The following is a 14,459-nucleotide window of genomic DNA, read 5'->3' as shown; positions in this document are numbered from 1 at the left end:
GTTCACCGAACCGTTCACCGAGCCGTTCACCGAGCCCTTCACGGAGCCGTTCACCGAACCGTTCACGGAGCCCTTCACGGAACCGTTCACGGAGCCGTTCACGGAGCCCTTCACCGAGGCGCTCGGCGCGAACCCGTTCACCGAACCGTTCACCGAGCCCTTCACGGAACCGTTCACGGAACCGTTCACGGAACCGTTCACGGAGCCGTTCACGGAGCCGTTCACCGAGCCCTTCACGGAGCCGTTCACCGAACCGTTCACGGAGGCGCTCGGCGCGAACCCGTTCACGGAGCCCTTCACCGAGCCGTTCACGGAGCCCTTCACGGAGCCGTTCACCGAGCCGTTCACGGAACCCTTCACGGAGCCGTTCACCGAGCCGTTCACGGAACCCTTCACCGAGGCGTCCGCGCAGCCGGCGGCCGGCGGGTCCGGGGCGGCCCAGGCCCAGGCGTACGCGGCGCTCCGGCTGCGCGAGGCGTTCTGGGCGGGCTACGTCACGGCCATCGTCCGCGGTCGGGCTCGCTGACCCTCCGCCCGCCGTCCACGCACGAGAGAGGCACCAGCCGATGACCGTCGAGGTGGAGAGAGCCGGTGCCGGCGTGGCGGCGGTCGACCGGAGCCCGTCGGCCCGGGTGGTCGCGCTGCGGCCCCACGTCGGGCGTCACGCGGCGACCGGGACCTCCCCGGAGGTCGCGGCGCTCGTCGACACCGCGCCCGCCGCCCATCCCGCCCGGCACCTGCCCGGCGGGTGGGCGGCGCAGGAGCCGGACGGACGCCCGCTGGTGCGGGAGCTCGAGGACCTCGTCGGCCGGATGCACCGGCGTGGTCCGACCCGGTCGCTCACGGCGGAGCTGACCGAGGTGCTGTCCGCGTGGGCGGCCGCGCTGCTGCGGCTCCACCGCACGCCGCTGAGCGCCTTCGCGCCCGACGCGCCCCGGCCGTGGGTGCTCGACGAGCCGCTGCCCGACTGGCTGGACGAGCTGCCGCCGCAGGCCGGTCCGGTGTGGGCGGTGCGCGCGCACCCGGCGGTCGGGCGCGCGGTGCAGGAGGCGGCGGCGGCGTGGACGGCGGCCCAGTGGACCCACGGGGAGCCGACCGGCGACGAGGTCGCGATCACCCGGGTGCACGGGGCGCCCCGTGCGGTCCTGCTCGGGGGTGCGCCGCGGTCGGACGGACGGTCGCCGGCCGGGTGCGGCGACCCGCGGTGGGACGTCGCCACGGTCCTCGACTGGATCGCGATCGCGCTGGGTCCCGTGCTCGACCCCGCGTGGGAGATCGACCCCGTGGCGGTCTTCGTGGCCGAGTACCGCGACCTCGGCGGTGACGCGACACCGACCCGCGCGATGGCGGTCGCCCGCACGCTGGGCACCGCGATCGAGTGGAGCGCGCAGCTGGTGCTGGCCGGCGAGGCGGGCGACGACGAGCTCGCCTGGCTCTCGGGCCTGTGGACCCGGCCGCTCGAGCTGGTCGGGGCAGCACGTCCGGGGGCGGCGCGCAGGCGCTGACCCGGCTGGAGGGGAACGACGAAGGCCCGGTCCGCAGGGGGGACCGGGCCTTCGTCGTGCATGCTGCCTAGGTCAGGCGGCGTCGTCCTCGGACGTGAGGTTCCGCGTCTTGTTCTGGTCGACGAGGATGCCGGGGCCGTTCGTCGTCGAGAACGTCGCCTTCGCGATGTAGCGGCCCTTCGAGGCGGAGGGCTTCAGGCGCAGGATCTCGTCGAGCGCAGCGGCGTAGTTCTCCACGAGCGCCACGTCGGTGAACGAGGTCTTGCCGATGATGAAGTGCAGGTTCGCGTGACGGTCCACGCGGAACTCGATCTTGCCGCCCTTGATGTCGGACACGGCCTTGGCCACGTCCATCGTCACGGTGCCGGTCTTCGGGTTCGGCATCAGGCCGCGCGGGCCCAGGACCTTGCCCAGTCGACCGACCTTGCCCATGAGGTCGGGCGTCGCGACGGCGGAGTCGAAGTCGGTGTAGCCGGCCGCGACCTTCTCGATGAGCTCGTCGCCGCCGACCTCGTCGGCACCCGCGGCGCGGGCCTGCTCGGCACGCTCGCCCGTGGCGAACACGATGACGCGGGCGGTCTTGCCGGTGCCGTGGGGCAGGTTGACCGTGCCACGGACCATCTGGTCCGCCTTGCGCGGGTCCACGCCGAGGCGGAACGCGACCTCGACGGTGGCGTCGTACTTGGTGGTGGACGTCTCCTGCGCGAGCCGGACGGCCTCGAGCGGGGTGTAGAGACGGTCGGCCTCGATCTTCTCGACCGCGGCGCGGTACGCCTTGCTGTGCTTAGCCATCTGCTTGTTCTCCTAGTCAGCAGTCGTGGTCAGTCGGGCCGCACCGGCCCTGCCACATGTTTCTGGGTCGTGCTGGGGGGTCGAGGTCAGCCCTCGACCTTGATGCCCATCGAACGAGCGGTGCCCGCGATGATCTTCTCGGCCGCGGCCAGGTCGTTCGCGTTGAGGTCCTCGAGCTTGGTGCTCGCGATCTCGCTGACCTGGGCCTTGGTGAGGGTGGCGACCTTGACGGTGTGCGGGGTCGGGGAACCCTTGGCCACACCGGCGGCCTTCTTGATCAGCTCGGCGGCCGGCGGCGTCTTCGTGATGAAGGTGAACGAGCGGTCCTCGTACACCGTGATCTCCACGGGGATGACGTTGCCGCGCTGCGCCTCGGTGGCAGCGTTGTACGCCTTGCAGAACTCCATGATGTTGACGCCGTGCTGACCCAGCGCCGGACCGATCGGCGGCGCGGGGGTGGCGGCGCCGGCCTTGATCTGGAGCTTGATCAGGCCGGTGACCTTCTTCTTCGGGGGCATAGCAGCTTCCGTTCGTGTCGTGGGCCGACGCCGTGGGCGATGACCCGGTTGCAGACCCTGGCACTGCCAGGGCATCCAGTCAGATCTTGGCGACCTGGCTGAAGGACAGCTCGACCGGGGTCTCCCGGCCGAAGATGGAGACGAGAACCTTGAGCTTCTGGCTCTCGGCGTTGATCTCGGAGATCGTGGCCGGCAGCGTGTCGAACGGGCCGTCCGTGACGGTGACCGACTCGCCGACCGTGAAGTCGACCTTGATCTGCGAGGCGGCCTTCGCGGCGCCCGCGGCCGTGGTCGGCTGCTTGGGCTCGAGCGACGGCGCCAGCATCGAGAAGACCTCGTCCAGCGTGAGCGGGACGGGCTGGTGCGTGTGGCCGACGAAGCCGGTGACGCCCGGCGTGTGCCGGACGGCGCCCCACGACTCGTCGGTGAGGTCCATGCGGACGAGGACGTAGCCCGGGATCCGGACGCGCTTGACCACCTTGCGCTGCGCGTTCTTGATCTCCACGACCTCCTCCATGGGGACCTCCACCTGGTAGATGAAGTCCTCCATGTTGAGGCTCTGGCGACGGTTCTCGAGGTTCGCCTTCACGCGGTTCTCGTAGCCGGCGTAGGAGTGGATGACGTACCAGTCACCCAGCTGGCTGCGCAGCTGCAGCTTGAACGCGGCGACCGGGTCGTCCTCGACGTCGGGCTCGACCTCGGCGGCAGGCTCGGCGTCCTCGTCGGCCGGCTCGTCGCTCTCGGTGGCGTCGACGACGTCGTCGGTGACGACGACCTCGTCAGCCGACGACTCGACGGCCTCGACCGACGCGATGGCGTCCTCGAGCTCCGCCTCGGCGCCCGTCGTGGGCTCCTGCGACTCCTGCGACACGTGCGAACCTGCTTTCTCCAGCGTGTGCGCCCGGCGAACTGGCGCGGTGGTTGCTCGACCCGGGTGGGGCGACGACGGGCCCGAGGGGCCCGTGGGCCGTCAGCCTCCGAACACCCAGAACGTGAGCTTGCCGATGCCCAGGTCGATCACGGTGACGAAGGCCATGATCACGGCGACGAACACGAGCACGACGCTCGTGTAGGTGATCAGCTCCGACCGCGTGGGCCGGACGACCTTCTTCAGCTCCGCGATGACCTGGCGGACGAAGAGTGCGATGCGTGCGAACAGGCCCCCACGGGACTGCGACGAGCCTGTGCGGGCTGCCTTGGGTGCCGACGGGCGCGCCGCCGAACCCTCGGCGTCGGACGCCGCAGCCGGTGCTGTCTCGCTCACGTCTGGCCCCTACGTCTCGTGGTGGTTCGTGATGCCCAGCCCCGTGCGGGACTGTGCTGACGGACGGGCCGACGCGTCGCGCCGGACCGACCGGCGGTCCTGCTCGCCTCCCGGTCCGCCGGAGGACCCGGCCGACCAGACGCGTGCGCAGGGCAGACAGGACTCGAACCTGCAACCTGCGGTTTTGGAGACCGCTGCGCTACCAATTGCGCCACTGCCCTACGGCGGCCTGGGCCTCCACGATGATCCGCATGCACGCGGGCGCGCACCGACGGACACCACCCGCAGGGGGGTCCGCGCAGGCTCCCGGAGGACTCCGGGGCACGGCTCATCATGGCGGACGTCAACCGCCGGGGGTCCACTGTACGCGACGAGCGCCCGTCGGTCGAACCGCCCGGGCAGGACCCCGGACGCACCGAGATCACCTGCGAATCGCCTGGCACGAGCCCACGTGACCTCTGCCACTATGGGGGCCGTGAGCGAGCAGACCCCTCCCCGTGCCCGAGTGTCCGCCCGACTGGCCGCGATCGCCGAGTCCGCGACGCTGGCGGTCGACGCCAAGGCCAAGGCGCTCAAGGCCGCCGGCCGCCCGGTCATCGGCTTCGGCGCCGGGGAGCCCGACTTCCCGACGCCCGCGTACATCGTCGACGCCGCGGTCGCCGCCGCCAAGGACCCCGCGAACCACCGCTACACCCCCGCCGCCGGACTGCCCGCGCTGCGCGAGGCCGTCGCGGCCAAGACGCTGCGGGACTCGGGCTACGACGTGAAGCCGTCGAGCGTGCTGGTGACCAACGGCGGCAAGCAGGCGGTCTACCAGTCGTTCGCCGCGATCGTGGACCCGGGCGACGAGGTCCTGCTGCCCGCGCCGTACTGGACCACGTACCCGGAGGCGATCCGGCTGGCCGGCGGCGTCCCGGTCGAGGTGTTCGCCGGCGTGGACCAGGGCTACCGGGTGACCGTCGAGCAGCTCGAGGCGGCGCGCACCCCGCGCACCAAGGTGCTGCTGTTCTGCTCCCCGTCCAACCCGACCGGCGCCGTCTACACCCCCGAGCAGACCGGCGAGATCGGCCGCTGGGCCCTCGAGCACGGCATCTGGGTCATCACCGACGAGATCTACGAGCACCTGACGTACGACCACGCGGTGTTCACGCCGATCCTGCGGGTGGTGCCGGAGCTCACCGACACGACGATCGTGCTCAACGGCGTCGCCAAGACGTACGCCATGACCGGCTGGCGCGTGGGCTGGATGATCGGCCCGGCCGACGTCATCAGCGCCGCGACCAACCTGCAGTCGCACCTCACGTCGAACGTGGCCAACGTGTCGCAGCGCGCCGCGATCGCCGCGCTCACCGGCGACCTGGCGGCCGTGGAGGAGATGCGGACCGCGTTCGACCGTCGGCGGCGCACCATCGTGGAGATGCTCGCCGCGATCGACGGCGTCCAGATCCCCACGCCCGAGGGCGCGTTCTACGTGTACCCGTCGGTCGAGGGGGTGCTCGGGCGCACGATCCGCGGGGTGACCCCGACGACGTCGGCCGAGCTGGCGACGCTCATCCTCGAGGAGGCCGAGGTGGCCGTGGTGCCCGGCGAGGCGTTCGGGCCCAGCGGGTACCTGCGCCTGTCGTACGCGCTGGGCGACGCGGACCTGGTCGAGGGGATCAGCCGGATCCAGTCGCTGCTGGCCGAGGCCGAGTAGCCCGCCCGTGCCGCACGCGGTCGAGGTCGCGGGGCTGCGCAAGGTCTACGGCGAGAAGCGCGCCGTCGACGGGCTCGACCTGCACGTCGCGCACGGCGAGGTGGTCGCGCTCCTCGGGCCGAACGGCGCCGGGAAGACGACGACGGTCGAGATCCTCGAGGGCTACCGCGCGCGCGACGGCGGCGACGTCCGCGTGCTCGGCCAGGACCCGGCGACCGGCGACCGGGCGTGGCGCTCACGGCTCGGCATCGTGCTGCAGAGCAACAACGACCTCGCGGAGGCGACCGTCGCGGAGCTGGTCCGCCACTTCTCCCGGTTCTTCCCCGACCCCCGCGACCCCGACGAGGTGATCGTCGCGGTCGGGCTGCAGGACAAGGCCAGGACCCGGGCGCGCCAGCTGTCGGGCGGCCAGCGGCGCCGGCTCGACGTGGCGCTGGGGATCGTCGGGCGGCCCGAGCTGCTGTTCCTCGACGAGCCCACCACCGGCTTCGACCCGCAGGCCCGGCGCTCGTTCTGGGACCTCGTCGAGGCGCTGGCGGCGCAGGGCACCACGATCCTGCTCACGACGCACTACCTCGAGGAGGCCGAGCGCCTGGCCGACCGGGTGGTGGTCGTGCGCGACGGTCAGGTGGTGGCCGAGGGGCCGCCCGCGGACCTGGGCGGCCGGACCGCGCGGCAGGCGGTCGTGCGCTGGACGCAGGACGGCCAGACGCACGAGGTGCGCACGGACACCCCGACGCGGACGGTGGTCGAGCTGACGGCGAGCCTCGACGGGGAGGTGCCGGGCCTGCAGGTGCTGCGCCCGACGCTCGAGGACGTCTACCTCGGGCTGATCGCGGACGGGGCGGCGTCGTGACCGTCGTCGGCACCCGCGTCCGCCAGCCCGGCGTGCTGCGCCTCGGGCTCGCCCGCACCGGCTACGAGGTGCGCACCTACTTCCGCGAGCGCGACGCCGTCGTCTTCATCTTCGCCTACCCGATCATCATGCTGGCGATCTTCGCGACGGTGTTCGGGCAGAACGGGGCGACAGTCGGACCGGAGCCCGGGATCCCGTTCGCGCAGTACTTCCTGCCCGGCATGCTGGCCACCGGCATCATGCTGTCCAGCTTCCAGAACCTCGCCATCGGCATCGCGGTCGAGCGCGACGACGGCGGGCTCAAGCGCCTGCACGGCACCCCGCTGCCGCCGGCGTCCTACTTCCTGGGCAAGACCGGCAGCGTGCTGGTGACCTCGGTGGTCCAGACGGCGCTGCTGCTGGCGGCCGCGGCCCTGCTGTTCGACGTCCCCCTGCCGACGTCCGGGACCGCGTGGGCCACCTTCGCCTGGGTGTTCGTGCTGGGCACGGCCGCGGGGACGCTGTGCGGGGTCGCGTTCTCGTCGGTCCCCCGCTCGGGCAGGTCCGCGAGCGCCGTGGTGACGCCGATCGTGCTCGTGCTGCAGTTCATCTCGGGCGTGTTCTTCGTGTTCAACGACCTGCCCCCGTGGATGCAGGACGTGGCGTCACTGTTCCCGCTCAAGTGGATGGCGCAGGGCATGCGGTCGGTCTTCCTGCCCGCGAGCGCCGAGTCGTGGGAGGTCAGCGGCTCGTGGCAGCACGGCGCGACCGCGCTCGTCCTGCTCGCCTGGGCGGTCGCCGCCCTGGTGGTCGGGGTCCGCACCTTCCGCTGGCAGCGGCGCGACGACGGCTGACGAGACGACTGCGCGCGACGGGACGAGGCGGACATACTGACGCCATGCCACGCCCTGCCCGGGCCGGCGGTCGCGCCGACGTCCCCGGCGTCACCACCGGCGCCATCCCCCTGCACCGGCGCCCCCTCGCCCACCTGACGGTCCGGGCTCGCCTGCTCACTGCGGTCGTGCTGCTGGCCGCGCTCGCCGTGATGATCACTGGCGGGACGGCCTTCGTCCTGCAGGCCCGGGCGACGGACGCCCGCATGGACAACTCGCTCGCGCGGGCGGTGGCCGCGCTGCGCAGCGTGCAGGCGAAGGGGGACCCGAGCACAGGCCTGCCGTTCGACAGCGTGAAGTCGGTGCTCTACGCGGGCGTGCTCAACCGGGTCCCCGGCAAGAACGAGGGGGTGTTCGCGCTGCTGAACGGCCGGCCCGTCTACTGGGCCGCACCGGAGACGCGCGCGGTGCACCTCGAGCAGGACCCGGACCTGGTCGCCGCCCTCGCCGCGCTGCCGCCCGACGCCCCGGCCGTGGCGCGGACCGTCGCCACCCCGGTCACGCAGTACCGCCTGATCGCCGTGCCGGTGCTGCTGGACGGGGACCCGGTGAGCGGGCTGTTCGTGGTCGCGTTCGACCGCGCGGCCGAGCGGGCCGGCCTGCGCGCGACGTTCGTCATGTACTCCGCCGCCGGGCTCGCCGCGCTCGCCCTCATCGCGGGCGTGGCGTGGTTCGTCGTGGGACGGATGCTCCGCCCGATCCGACTGCTGCGGGACACGACGCGCCGGATCACCGAGTCGGACCTGTCCGAGCGGATCGAGGTGACCGGCCGGGACGACCTGTCCAACCTCGCGCGGACCGTCAACGCGATGCTCGACCGGCTGGAGCGGGCGTTCGGGTCGCAGCGCGAGCTGCTCGACGACGTGGGCCACGAGCTGCGCACGCCCCTGACGATCGTCCGCGGGCACCTCGAGCTGCTGGACCCCGACGACCCCGACGACGTCCGGGCCACGCAGGCGCTCGCCCTCGACGAGCTGGACCGGATGCAGCGGCTTGTCGACGACCTGGTGACGCTGGCCACCGCGGACCGTCCCGACTTCGTCCGGTACGTGCCGACGGACGTCGGCCGGCTGACCGACGACGTGCACGACAAGGCCCGCGGGCTGGGCGACCGGCGCTGGGTGGTGGCCGCCCGCGCGGACGTGACCGTGCAGCTCGACGCGCAGCGCATCACGCAGGCCTGGCTGCAGCTGCTGGCGAACGCGCACCGGTACTCCTCCCCCGGCTCCACCGTCCGGCTGGGCAGCGAGGTGGCGGGCGACCGCCTGCTCCTCTGGGTGCGGGACGAGGGTCTCGGGGTCCCGCCCGAGGAGACCGCCCGGATCTTCGAGCGGTTCCACCGGGGGCAGGCCGACCGCACCTCGCACGGCGCCGGCCTGGGGCTGCCGATCGTCGCGGCGATCGTCCACGCGCACCACGGTCGGGTGTTCGTGGAGCATCCACCGGCTAACGTCGGGCCCGGCGTGGTCTTCGTGCTGGACCTGCCGGCCGTCGACCTGGTCGCCGGCGAACCCCGACCCGTCCCCCACCTCGTGGAGAACCGATGACCCACATCCTCATCGCGGAGGACGAGGAGCGGATCGCCGCGTTCGTGGCCAAGGGCCTGCGCGCGGCCGGGTTCGCGACCAGCGCGGTGACGTCCGGCGAGGAGACGATCGCGCGCGTGGGCGCCGGCGACGTCGACCTGCTGATCCTCGACCTCGGCCTGGTGGACATCGACGGGTTCGAGGTCCTGCGCCGGCTGCGCGCGGACGGCCGGACCGTGCCGGTCATCGTGCTCACCGCCCGGTCGTCGGTCACCGACACGGTCACGGGTCTGGAGTCAGGAGCCGACGACTACATGGCCAAGCCCTTCCGCTTCGAGGAGCTGCTCGCCCGGGTCCGGCTGCGGCTGCGCGCGCCGTCGACGCCGTCGGAGGCCTCGGTGCTGCGGCACGGCGCGCTCCAGCTCGACCTGCGCACCCGCCGGATGAGGGTCGGCTCGCAGGAGGTCGACCTGTCCGCCCGCGAGTTCGCGCTGGCCGAGACCTTCCTGCGGCATCCTGGCGACGTGCTGACCCGCGAGCGCCTGCTCTCCGACGTGTGGGGCTTCGACTTCGACCCCGGCTCGAACGTGGTCGACGTGTACGTGCGATACCTGCGGCGCAAGGTCGGGGCCGAGCACTTCGACACCGTCCGCGGCGTGGGGTACCGGCTCATCGACGCGACCACGGCAGGCGTGTGACCGCCCGGGACCTGGCCCTTCTGCCGAAGGCCCACCTCCACCTCCACTTCACCGGGTCGATGCGGGTGTCGACCCTGGCCGAGCTGGCCCAGACCTACGGGATCCGGCTGCCCGCCGCCCTGCTCGACGACGCCGCGCTGCACGTGCCGGCCGACGAGCGCGGCTGGTTCCGGTTCCAGCGGCTCTACGACGCCGCGCGCGCGTGCGTCCGCAGCGAGGCCGACATGCGCCGGATCGTCGCGGAGGCGGCGCAGGACGACGCGCTGGAGGGGTCGGGCCGGCTCGAGATCCAGGTGGACCCGACCTCGTACGCGCCCTTCGTCGGCGGCCTGACGCCCGCGCTGGAGATCGTGCTGGACGCCGCGCGCGAGGCCTGCGCCACCAGCGGCGTCGACGTCGGCGTGATCGTGGCCGCGTCGCGGATGCGGCACCCGCTCGAGGCGCGCACGCTCGCCCGCCTGGCCGCCCACCACGCGGGCGACGGGCCGGGCCAGGTGGTCGGCTTCGGGCTGTCCAACGACGAGCGCCGCGGCGAGACGCCCGAGTTCGCGCCCGCCTTCGCGATCGCGCGTGCCGCCGGCCTCGCGTCCGTGCCGCACGGCGGCGAGCTGCTGGGTCCCGCGCACGTCGAGGACGTCGTCGGCCACCTGCACCCCGACCGGCTGGGCCACGGCGTGCGGGCCGCCGAGGACCCCCGGGTGCTGGAGCGCGTGGTCGAGGAGGGCGTCGCGCTCGAGGTGTGCCCCGCGTCGAACGTGTCGCTCGGGGTGTACGCCCGGGCGGCCGACGTCCCCCTGCGCGCGCTGGTCGAGGCGGGCGCGACCGTGGCGCTCGGCGCGGACGACCCGCTGCTCTTCCGGTCGCGGCTGGTGGACCAGTACGTGCTGGCCCGGGAGGTGCACGAGTTCTCCGACGACGAGCTCGCGGAGCTGGCGCGGGCCTCGGTCCGGGCCAGCCGCGCGGGCGACGAGGTGCGGGCGCGGCTGCTCGCCGGGGTGGACGACTGGCTCGCGTCTTGACACACCGGCGCCGAGCCGATTGTATCAATGCATTAGTTCATTGGTACAGGAGGTCGTGATGGCCGGCTCGGTGTGGATCGTGCTCGTCCTGCTGCTGGGTGCCGGGGTCGCCTGGGCGCTCCGGCCCGTGCGCACGCTCGGCCCGGCATCGCCGTCGCAGGCGTGGGTCGCTGCGGAACGCCACGCGCGGCGGGTCACCGCGTCCGCGTGGGCCGCCCTCCTGCCGCTGCCGTTCCTGCTCGGCATGGGCGCCGGCGGCGCGCTGCACGGCCCGTCCCGGGGGGCCTTCGTCGCCGCGCTGCCGGGCATCGCGGGCATCGCGTTCCTGGCGGTCCACGCGGCCGGCGAGCTGACCTGGCCCCGGCCGCAGGGCGCCGTGCGGCGCGCTCCCCTGGTCCGGCGGCGCATCCGGGACGTCGCGCCGCGCGCGCTGTCCGGCCTGACCGTCGCGTGGTTCGTCCTGCTCGGCACGCTGCTCACCGTCTGCGGCCTGGCCGCGGGCACCGGCGGCCGCAGCCTGTCCGCCCTGCACGCCGACGGCGCGACCTCGACGTCCAGCCCGTTCCCCGGCGTCTACTACGGACGCACGATCGCGCCCGCGATGCTGGTGCTCGCCCTCGGCTGCCTGGGCGTCCTGGCGCTCGTCGCGCGCCGGGCCGCGGTCTGCGACACGTCGCCCGCCGACGACACGGCGCTGCGGCGCACGTCGGCGCGCCGGGTGCTCGCCGGCGTGCAGCTGGCGGTCGCGTGGACCCTGGCCGGCTGCCTGCTCTTCGCCGCGAGCAGCGTGGCGAGCGTGCAGCCCCGGTGGGCGGACGCCTTCGGCCCCGGCAGCGCGGAGTCCGTCGGCGCGGTCGGCCGCGTCGCCGCGCTCGCCCTCGTCGTCGCGAGCGTCGTGGTCGCCGTCCGCGCGTCCCGGTCCGACCGTCGCGCGCCCGAGCCCCAGGACGTGGGAGACCACGCCCGGCCCCGGGTCTCCGCGTGACCGCGCAGCTCGAGGTCGACCTCACGTCGGGCGTGCCGGCGTTCGAGCAGATCCGCGCGCAGGTGGTCGCGCACGTCGCGGCCGGCCGGCTCGTCGCGGGCGACCGCCTGCCGACGATCCGCGCGCTGGCCACGGACCTCGGGCTCGCCGCCGGCACGGTCGCGCGGGCGTTCCGGGAGCTCGAGGCCGAGGGCGTCGTCGAGACCCGGCGCCGCGCCGGGACCGTGATCGCCGAGGGCGCGTCCGTGCCGACCGACATCGCCCGGCGCGCGGCCGAGACGTACGTCGCCGCGGTGCGCGCCGCGGGGCTGAGCGACGACGAGGCGCTCGTGCTCGTGCACGGCGCGCTCCTCGGGCGTCAGAGCGTGACGCCCACCAGGACCGGCTCGGGCTCGAGCTCCACGCCGAAGGACGACCGGACGCCGTCGCGCACCTGACGCGCGAGCGCCAGCAGGTCGTCGGCCTTGGCTTGGCCGCGGTTGGTCAGGGCGAGAGTGTGCTTGGTCGACAGCGTGGCGGGACCGGGCGCGCCGAACCCGCGCGAGAAGCCGGACCGCTCGATGAGCCACGCCGCGCTCGTCTTGACCAGACCGTCGCTCGCCGGGAACCGCGGGGCGTCGTCCGGCAGGGTCGCGGCGGCGTCCGGGGTGAGGATCGGGTTGGTGAAGAACGACCCGGCGCTCCACGTGTCGTGGTCGGCGGGGTCGAGGACCATGCCCTTGCGGGCGCGCAGCGCCAGGACGGTGTCCCGCACCTGCGTGAGCGGGGCGCGCTGCCCCACCTCGACGCCGAGCGTGCGGGCCAGCTCGGCGTACACGATCGGGCGCGAGAGGTCGCCGGGCCGCAGCTGGAACGTCACGTCGAGGACCACGTAGCGGGGGGTCGGTGACCAGGGCGCCTGCGGGTCGGCGGCGTCGGCGGAGCGCATGGAGCGCTTGAGCAGCGAGGTGCGGTAGCCGAACGCGAGCGTGACCAGCGGCAGCGTGCGGACCTTGCCGCGGCTGCGGTCCCACACCCGGACGGTCGCGAGGCTCTGCGACACCTCCTGGCCGTAGGCGCCGACGTTCTGCACGGGCGTCGCGCCCGTCGAGCCCGGGATGCCCGACAGCGTCTCGATGCCCGTGAGCTCCTGCTCGACCGCGTACCGCACGACGTCGTCCCACGGCGTGCCGGCGGGCACCGTCAGCGTGGCGCCGGCGCACGCGGAGGCGTCGGGGACGTCGATGCCGCTGCGCACGTCGCGCACGACCACTCCGTCGAACCCCGCGTCCGCCACCAGCAGGTTCGAGCCCCCGCCGACGACCAGCAGGGGCTCACCCGCGTCGTCGGCCGCGCGCACGGCCTCGATCAGCCCGGCCTCGGTGGTCGTCTCGACGTACCGGCGCGGGGGCCCGCCGACCCGCAGCGTGGTGAGGTCCGCGAGGGAGGAGGGTTCGGCGGTCGCGCCCGGCCACGTGATGGTCGGCGGGACGGTCGCCGGCGAGCAGTCGGTCGTGCTCAGCTCAGTCTGCACAGCCTCAGGCTAGCCGCGGTTCTTCAGCGGGGCCGCGGCGTTCACCACGAGCAGACCCAGGACGACCGGCACGACGATGACCAGCAGGGCGTGCCGGTACCCCACGTGCTGGGCGAGCAGGCCGAGCAGCGGCGGACCGGCGAGGAACGCGCTGTAGCCGATGGTCGACACGACGCTCACGCGCGCGGCGGCGCGGATCGGGTCGTCGGCGGCCGCGCTCATGCCCACCGGGAAGCCCAGCGCGGCGCCGGCGCCCCAGGCCACGACGCCGACGATCGCGAGCCACAGCGGCCCGGCGAGCGCGAAGACGAGCAGCCCGACCAGCGACAGCCCGGCGCACAGCCGCAGGATGGCGACGCGGCCGTACCGGTCGAGCAGGGTGGTCCCGAACCACCGCATCGCGGTCATCGCCGTGACGAAGACCGCGAACGCGAAGGCGCCGATCGCGTGCGGCACGTCGAAGCCGTCGACGACGGCCAGGCTGACCCAGTCGTTGGCCGACCCCTCGGTGAGGGCGGCCGCGAGGACCACGAGCCCGATGAGCAGCGTGCGCGGCTCGAGCCACGCGGCCAGGGCTCCGCGCGCGCCCTTCTCGGGCGCGTCCGTCGCGTGCCGCAGCTCGGGCTCGTCGGCCGCGGGCAGGAACGCCCGCACCGCGAAAGCGACGCCCACCACCGACAGGACCACGGCGATCGGGATGTGCACCACGACCGGCACGTGCAGCCCGGCCGCGACCGCGGCCACGCCGGCGGCCGCCACGGTGCCGAACGAGAACCCGGCGTGGTAGCGCGGCATGACGGTGCGGCCGAGGTGCTGCTCGACCACCGCACCCTCGACGTTCATCGACGCGTCCCACACGCCCGTGCCGACGCCGAACAGCACGAGGCCCAGGCCGACGACCGGCACCTGGTCCAGCGCGACGCCGACCGACGCCACGACCAGGCCGCCCGCGTTGAGGATGGCGAACGCGAGGACCGTCCGGCGCGCGCCGAGCCGCTCGATGACCATGCCGGACAACGGCAGGGCGACCAGCGAGCCGACCGCCCCGACCAGCAGGAGCAGGCCCATCTGGGCCGGGTCGAACCCCAGGCCGTCGCGGATGGCGGGCAGGCGCGCGGCCCAGCTGGCGAAGTTGAACCCGTTGAGGAAGAAGACCACGAAGACCGCGCGCGAGGCCCGCTCGACCAGCTTCCCGGGCGCGCGCGTCTGCGTCAT

The 14,459-nt window shown here is 73.8% G+C and carries 15 protein-coding genes, 1 tRNA gene and 1 pseudogene; 10 read left to right on the top strand and 7 right to left on the bottom strand.

The genetic code is table 11. The features are described from left to right. Both AB5970_RS16915 and AB5970_RS16910 read left to right on the top strand, forming a co-directional pair. A pseudogene (locus tag AB5970_RS16915) lies at nucleotides 1-526 on the top strand (peptidase S32); the annotation flags it as partial. A gap of 40 nt (nucleotides 527-566) precedes the next feature. After that, on the top strand, nucleotides 567-1,505 hold the full coding sequence (locus AB5970_RS16910) for a hypothetical protein (RefSeq protein ID WP_370505110.1): 939 nt from the start codon (nucleotides 567-569) through the stop codon (nucleotides 1,503-1,505). A gap of 72 nt (nucleotides 1,506-1,577) precedes the next feature. On the opposite strand, the gene rplA is transcribed toward AB5970_RS16910, so the two are convergent. The 5 genes from rplA to AB5970_RS16885 all read right to left on the bottom strand — a co-directional run bounded on the left by rplA (nucleotide 1,578) and on the right by AB5970_RS16885 (nucleotide 4,300). Then, entirely contained in the window at nucleotides 1,578-2,297 is a 720-nt protein-coding gene (gene rplA / locus AB5970_RS16905; RefSeq protein ID WP_370505109.1) for a 50S ribosomal protein L1, read from the bottom strand. Nucleotides 2,298-2,383: 86 nt separating this feature from the next. Continuing rightward, nucleotides 2,384-2,815 carry a 50S ribosomal protein L11 gene (gene rplK, locus AB5970_RS16900; protein ID WP_056023364.1) on the bottom strand — a complete coding sequence of 144 codons (432 nt, stop codon included), beginning with the start codon at nucleotides 2,813-2,815 and terminating at the stop codon, nucleotides 2,384-2,386. Between the two features lie 79 nt (nucleotides 2,816-2,894). Further along, nucleotides 2,895-3,686, bottom strand: a complete 792-nt coding sequence (gene nusG, locus AB5970_RS16895; RefSeq protein WP_370505108.1) for a transcription termination/antitermination protein NusG — start codon at nucleotides 3,684-3,686, stop codon at nucleotides 2,895-2,897. Nucleotides 3,687-3,785: 99 nt separating this feature from the next. Then, complete coding sequence (gene secE, locus AB5970_RS16890; protein WP_370505107.1) at nucleotides 3,786-4,079, bottom strand: preprotein translocase subunit SecE; 294 nt, start codon at nucleotides 4,077-4,079, stop codon at nucleotides 3,786-3,788. A gap of 148 nt (nucleotides 4,080-4,227) precedes the next feature. Continuing rightward, nucleotides 4,228-4,300 (bottom strand) — tRNA-Trp (locus AB5970_RS16885). 245 nt (nucleotides 4,301-4,545) lie between these two features. Here AB5970_RS16885 and AB5970_RS16880 point away from each other — a divergent pair. Genes AB5970_RS16880 through AB5970_RS16845 form a run of 8 tightly spaced genes read left to right on the top strand, consistent with a single transcriptional unit; the run spans nucleotide 4,546 to nucleotide 12,168 of the window. Next, nucleotides 4,546-5,775 (top strand): pyridoxal phosphate-dependent aminotransferase, encoded by a 1,230-nt coding sequence (locus tag AB5970_RS16880; protein ID WP_370505115.1) that lies wholly within the window; start codon nucleotides 4,546-4,548, stop codon nucleotides 5,773-5,775. Between the two features lie 7 nt (nucleotides 5,776-5,782). After that, nucleotides 5,783-6,631, top strand: coding sequence for an ABC transporter ATP-binding protein (locus AB5970_RS16875; protein WP_370505106.1), 849 nt, complete (start codon nucleotides 5,783-5,785; stop codon nucleotides 6,629-6,631). Further along, nucleotides 6,628-7,464, top strand: coding sequence for an ABC transporter permease (locus AB5970_RS16870; RefSeq protein ID WP_370505105.1), 837 nt, complete (start codon nucleotides 6,628-6,630; stop codon nucleotides 7,462-7,464). Before AB5970_RS16875 ends, AB5970_RS16870 begins: the two co-directional genes overlap by 4 nt. 44 nt (nucleotides 7,465-7,508) lie before the next feature. Then, complete coding sequence (locus AB5970_RS16865; protein WP_370505104.1) at nucleotides 7,509-9,050, top strand: sensor histidine kinase; 1,542 nt, start codon at nucleotides 7,509-7,511, stop codon at nucleotides 9,048-9,050. Beyond that, nucleotides 9,047-9,727 carry a response regulator transcription factor gene (locus tag AB5970_RS16860; RefSeq protein WP_370505103.1) on the top strand — a complete coding sequence of 227 codons (681 nt, stop codon included), beginning with the start codon at nucleotides 9,047-9,049 and terminating at the stop codon, nucleotides 9,725-9,727. Before AB5970_RS16865 ends, AB5970_RS16860 begins: the two co-directional genes overlap by 4 nt. Nucleotides 9,728-9,786: 59 nt before the next feature. Further along, nucleotides 9,787-10,746 (top strand): adenosine deaminase, encoded by a 960-nt coding sequence (locus AB5970_RS16855; protein ID WP_370505114.1) that lies wholly within the window; start codon nucleotides 9,787-9,789, stop codon nucleotides 10,744-10,746. Between the two features lie 58 nt (nucleotides 10,747-10,804). After that, the gene (locus AB5970_RS16850) at nucleotides 10,805-11,731 is read left to right on the top strand and encodes a hypothetical protein (RefSeq protein WP_370505102.1); all 927 of its coding nucleotides are present in this window, start codon (nucleotides 10,805-10,807) and stop codon (nucleotides 11,729-11,731) included. Beyond that, nucleotides 11,728-12,168 (top strand): GntR family transcriptional regulator, encoded by a 441-nt coding sequence (locus tag AB5970_RS16845; protein WP_370505101.1) that lies wholly within the window; start codon nucleotides 11,728-11,730, stop codon nucleotides 12,166-12,168. Before AB5970_RS16850 ends, AB5970_RS16845 begins: the two co-directional genes overlap by 4 nt. On the opposite strand, the gene AB5970_RS16840 is transcribed toward AB5970_RS16845, so the two are convergent. Together AB5970_RS16840 and AB5970_RS16835 are read right to left on the bottom strand one after the other, a co-directional pair. After that, a complete protein-coding gene (locus AB5970_RS16840; protein ID WP_370505113.1) occupies nucleotides 12,090-13,190 on the bottom strand; it encodes a UDP-N-acetylmuramate dehydrogenase in 1,101 nt (366 codons plus the stop codon). The genes AB5970_RS16845 and AB5970_RS16840 overlap by 79 nt on opposite strands. Nucleotides 13,191-13,253: 63 nt before the next feature. After that, the gene (locus tag AB5970_RS16835; protein WP_370505112.1) at nucleotides 13,254-14,459 is read right to left on the bottom strand and encodes an MFS transporter; all 1,206 of its coding nucleotides are present in this window, start codon (nucleotides 14,457-14,459) and stop codon (nucleotides 13,254-13,256) included.

The sequence above is a fragment of the Cellulomonas sp. ICMP 17802 genome, assembly GCF_041295535.1.
GTDB lineage: Bacteria > Actinomycetota > Actinomycetes > Actinomycetales > Cellulomonadaceae > Cellulomonas.
Note: the sequence above shows the minus strand (reverse complement) of the source record. Positions and strands in the feature narration are given on the sequence as shown.

Bases quoted from the DNA above. Each gene is read 5' to 3' on its own strand.
- AB5970_RS16910 (WP_370505110.1), top strand. From the start codon at position 567: ATGACCGTCGAGGTGGAGAGAGCCGGTGCCGGCGTGGCGGCGGTCGAC.
- rplA (WP_370505109.1), bottom strand. From the start codon at position 2,297: ATGGCTAAGCACAGCAAGGCGTACCGCGCCGCGGTCGAGAAGATCGAG.
- rplK (WP_056023364.1), bottom strand. From the start codon at position 2,815: ATGCCCCCGAAGAAGAAGGTCACCGGCCTGATCAAGCTCCAGATCAAG.
- AB5970_RS16880 (WP_370505115.1), top strand. From the start codon at position 4,546: ATGGGGGCCGTGAGCGAGCAGACCCCTCCCCGTGCCCGAGTGTCCGCC.
- AB5970_RS16865 (WP_370505104.1), top strand. From the start codon at position 7,509: ATGCCACGCCCTGCCCGGGCCGGCGGTCGCGCCGACGTCCCCGGCGTC.
- AB5970_RS16860 (WP_370505103.1), top strand. From the start codon at position 9,047: ATGACCCACATCCTCATCGCGGAGGACGAGGAGCGGATCGCCGCGTTC.
- AB5970_RS16855 (WP_370505114.1), top strand. From the start codon at position 9,787: ATGCGGGTGTCGACCCTGGCCGAGCTGGCCCAGACCTACGGGATCCGG.
- AB5970_RS16850 (WP_370505102.1), top strand. From the start codon at position 10,805: ATGGCCGGCTCGGTGTGGATCGTGCTCGTCCTGCTGCTGGGTGCCGGG.
- AB5970_RS16835 (WP_370505112.1), bottom strand. From the start codon at position 14,459: ATGACGCAGACGCGCGCGCCCGGGAAGCTGGTCGAGCGGGCCTCGCGC.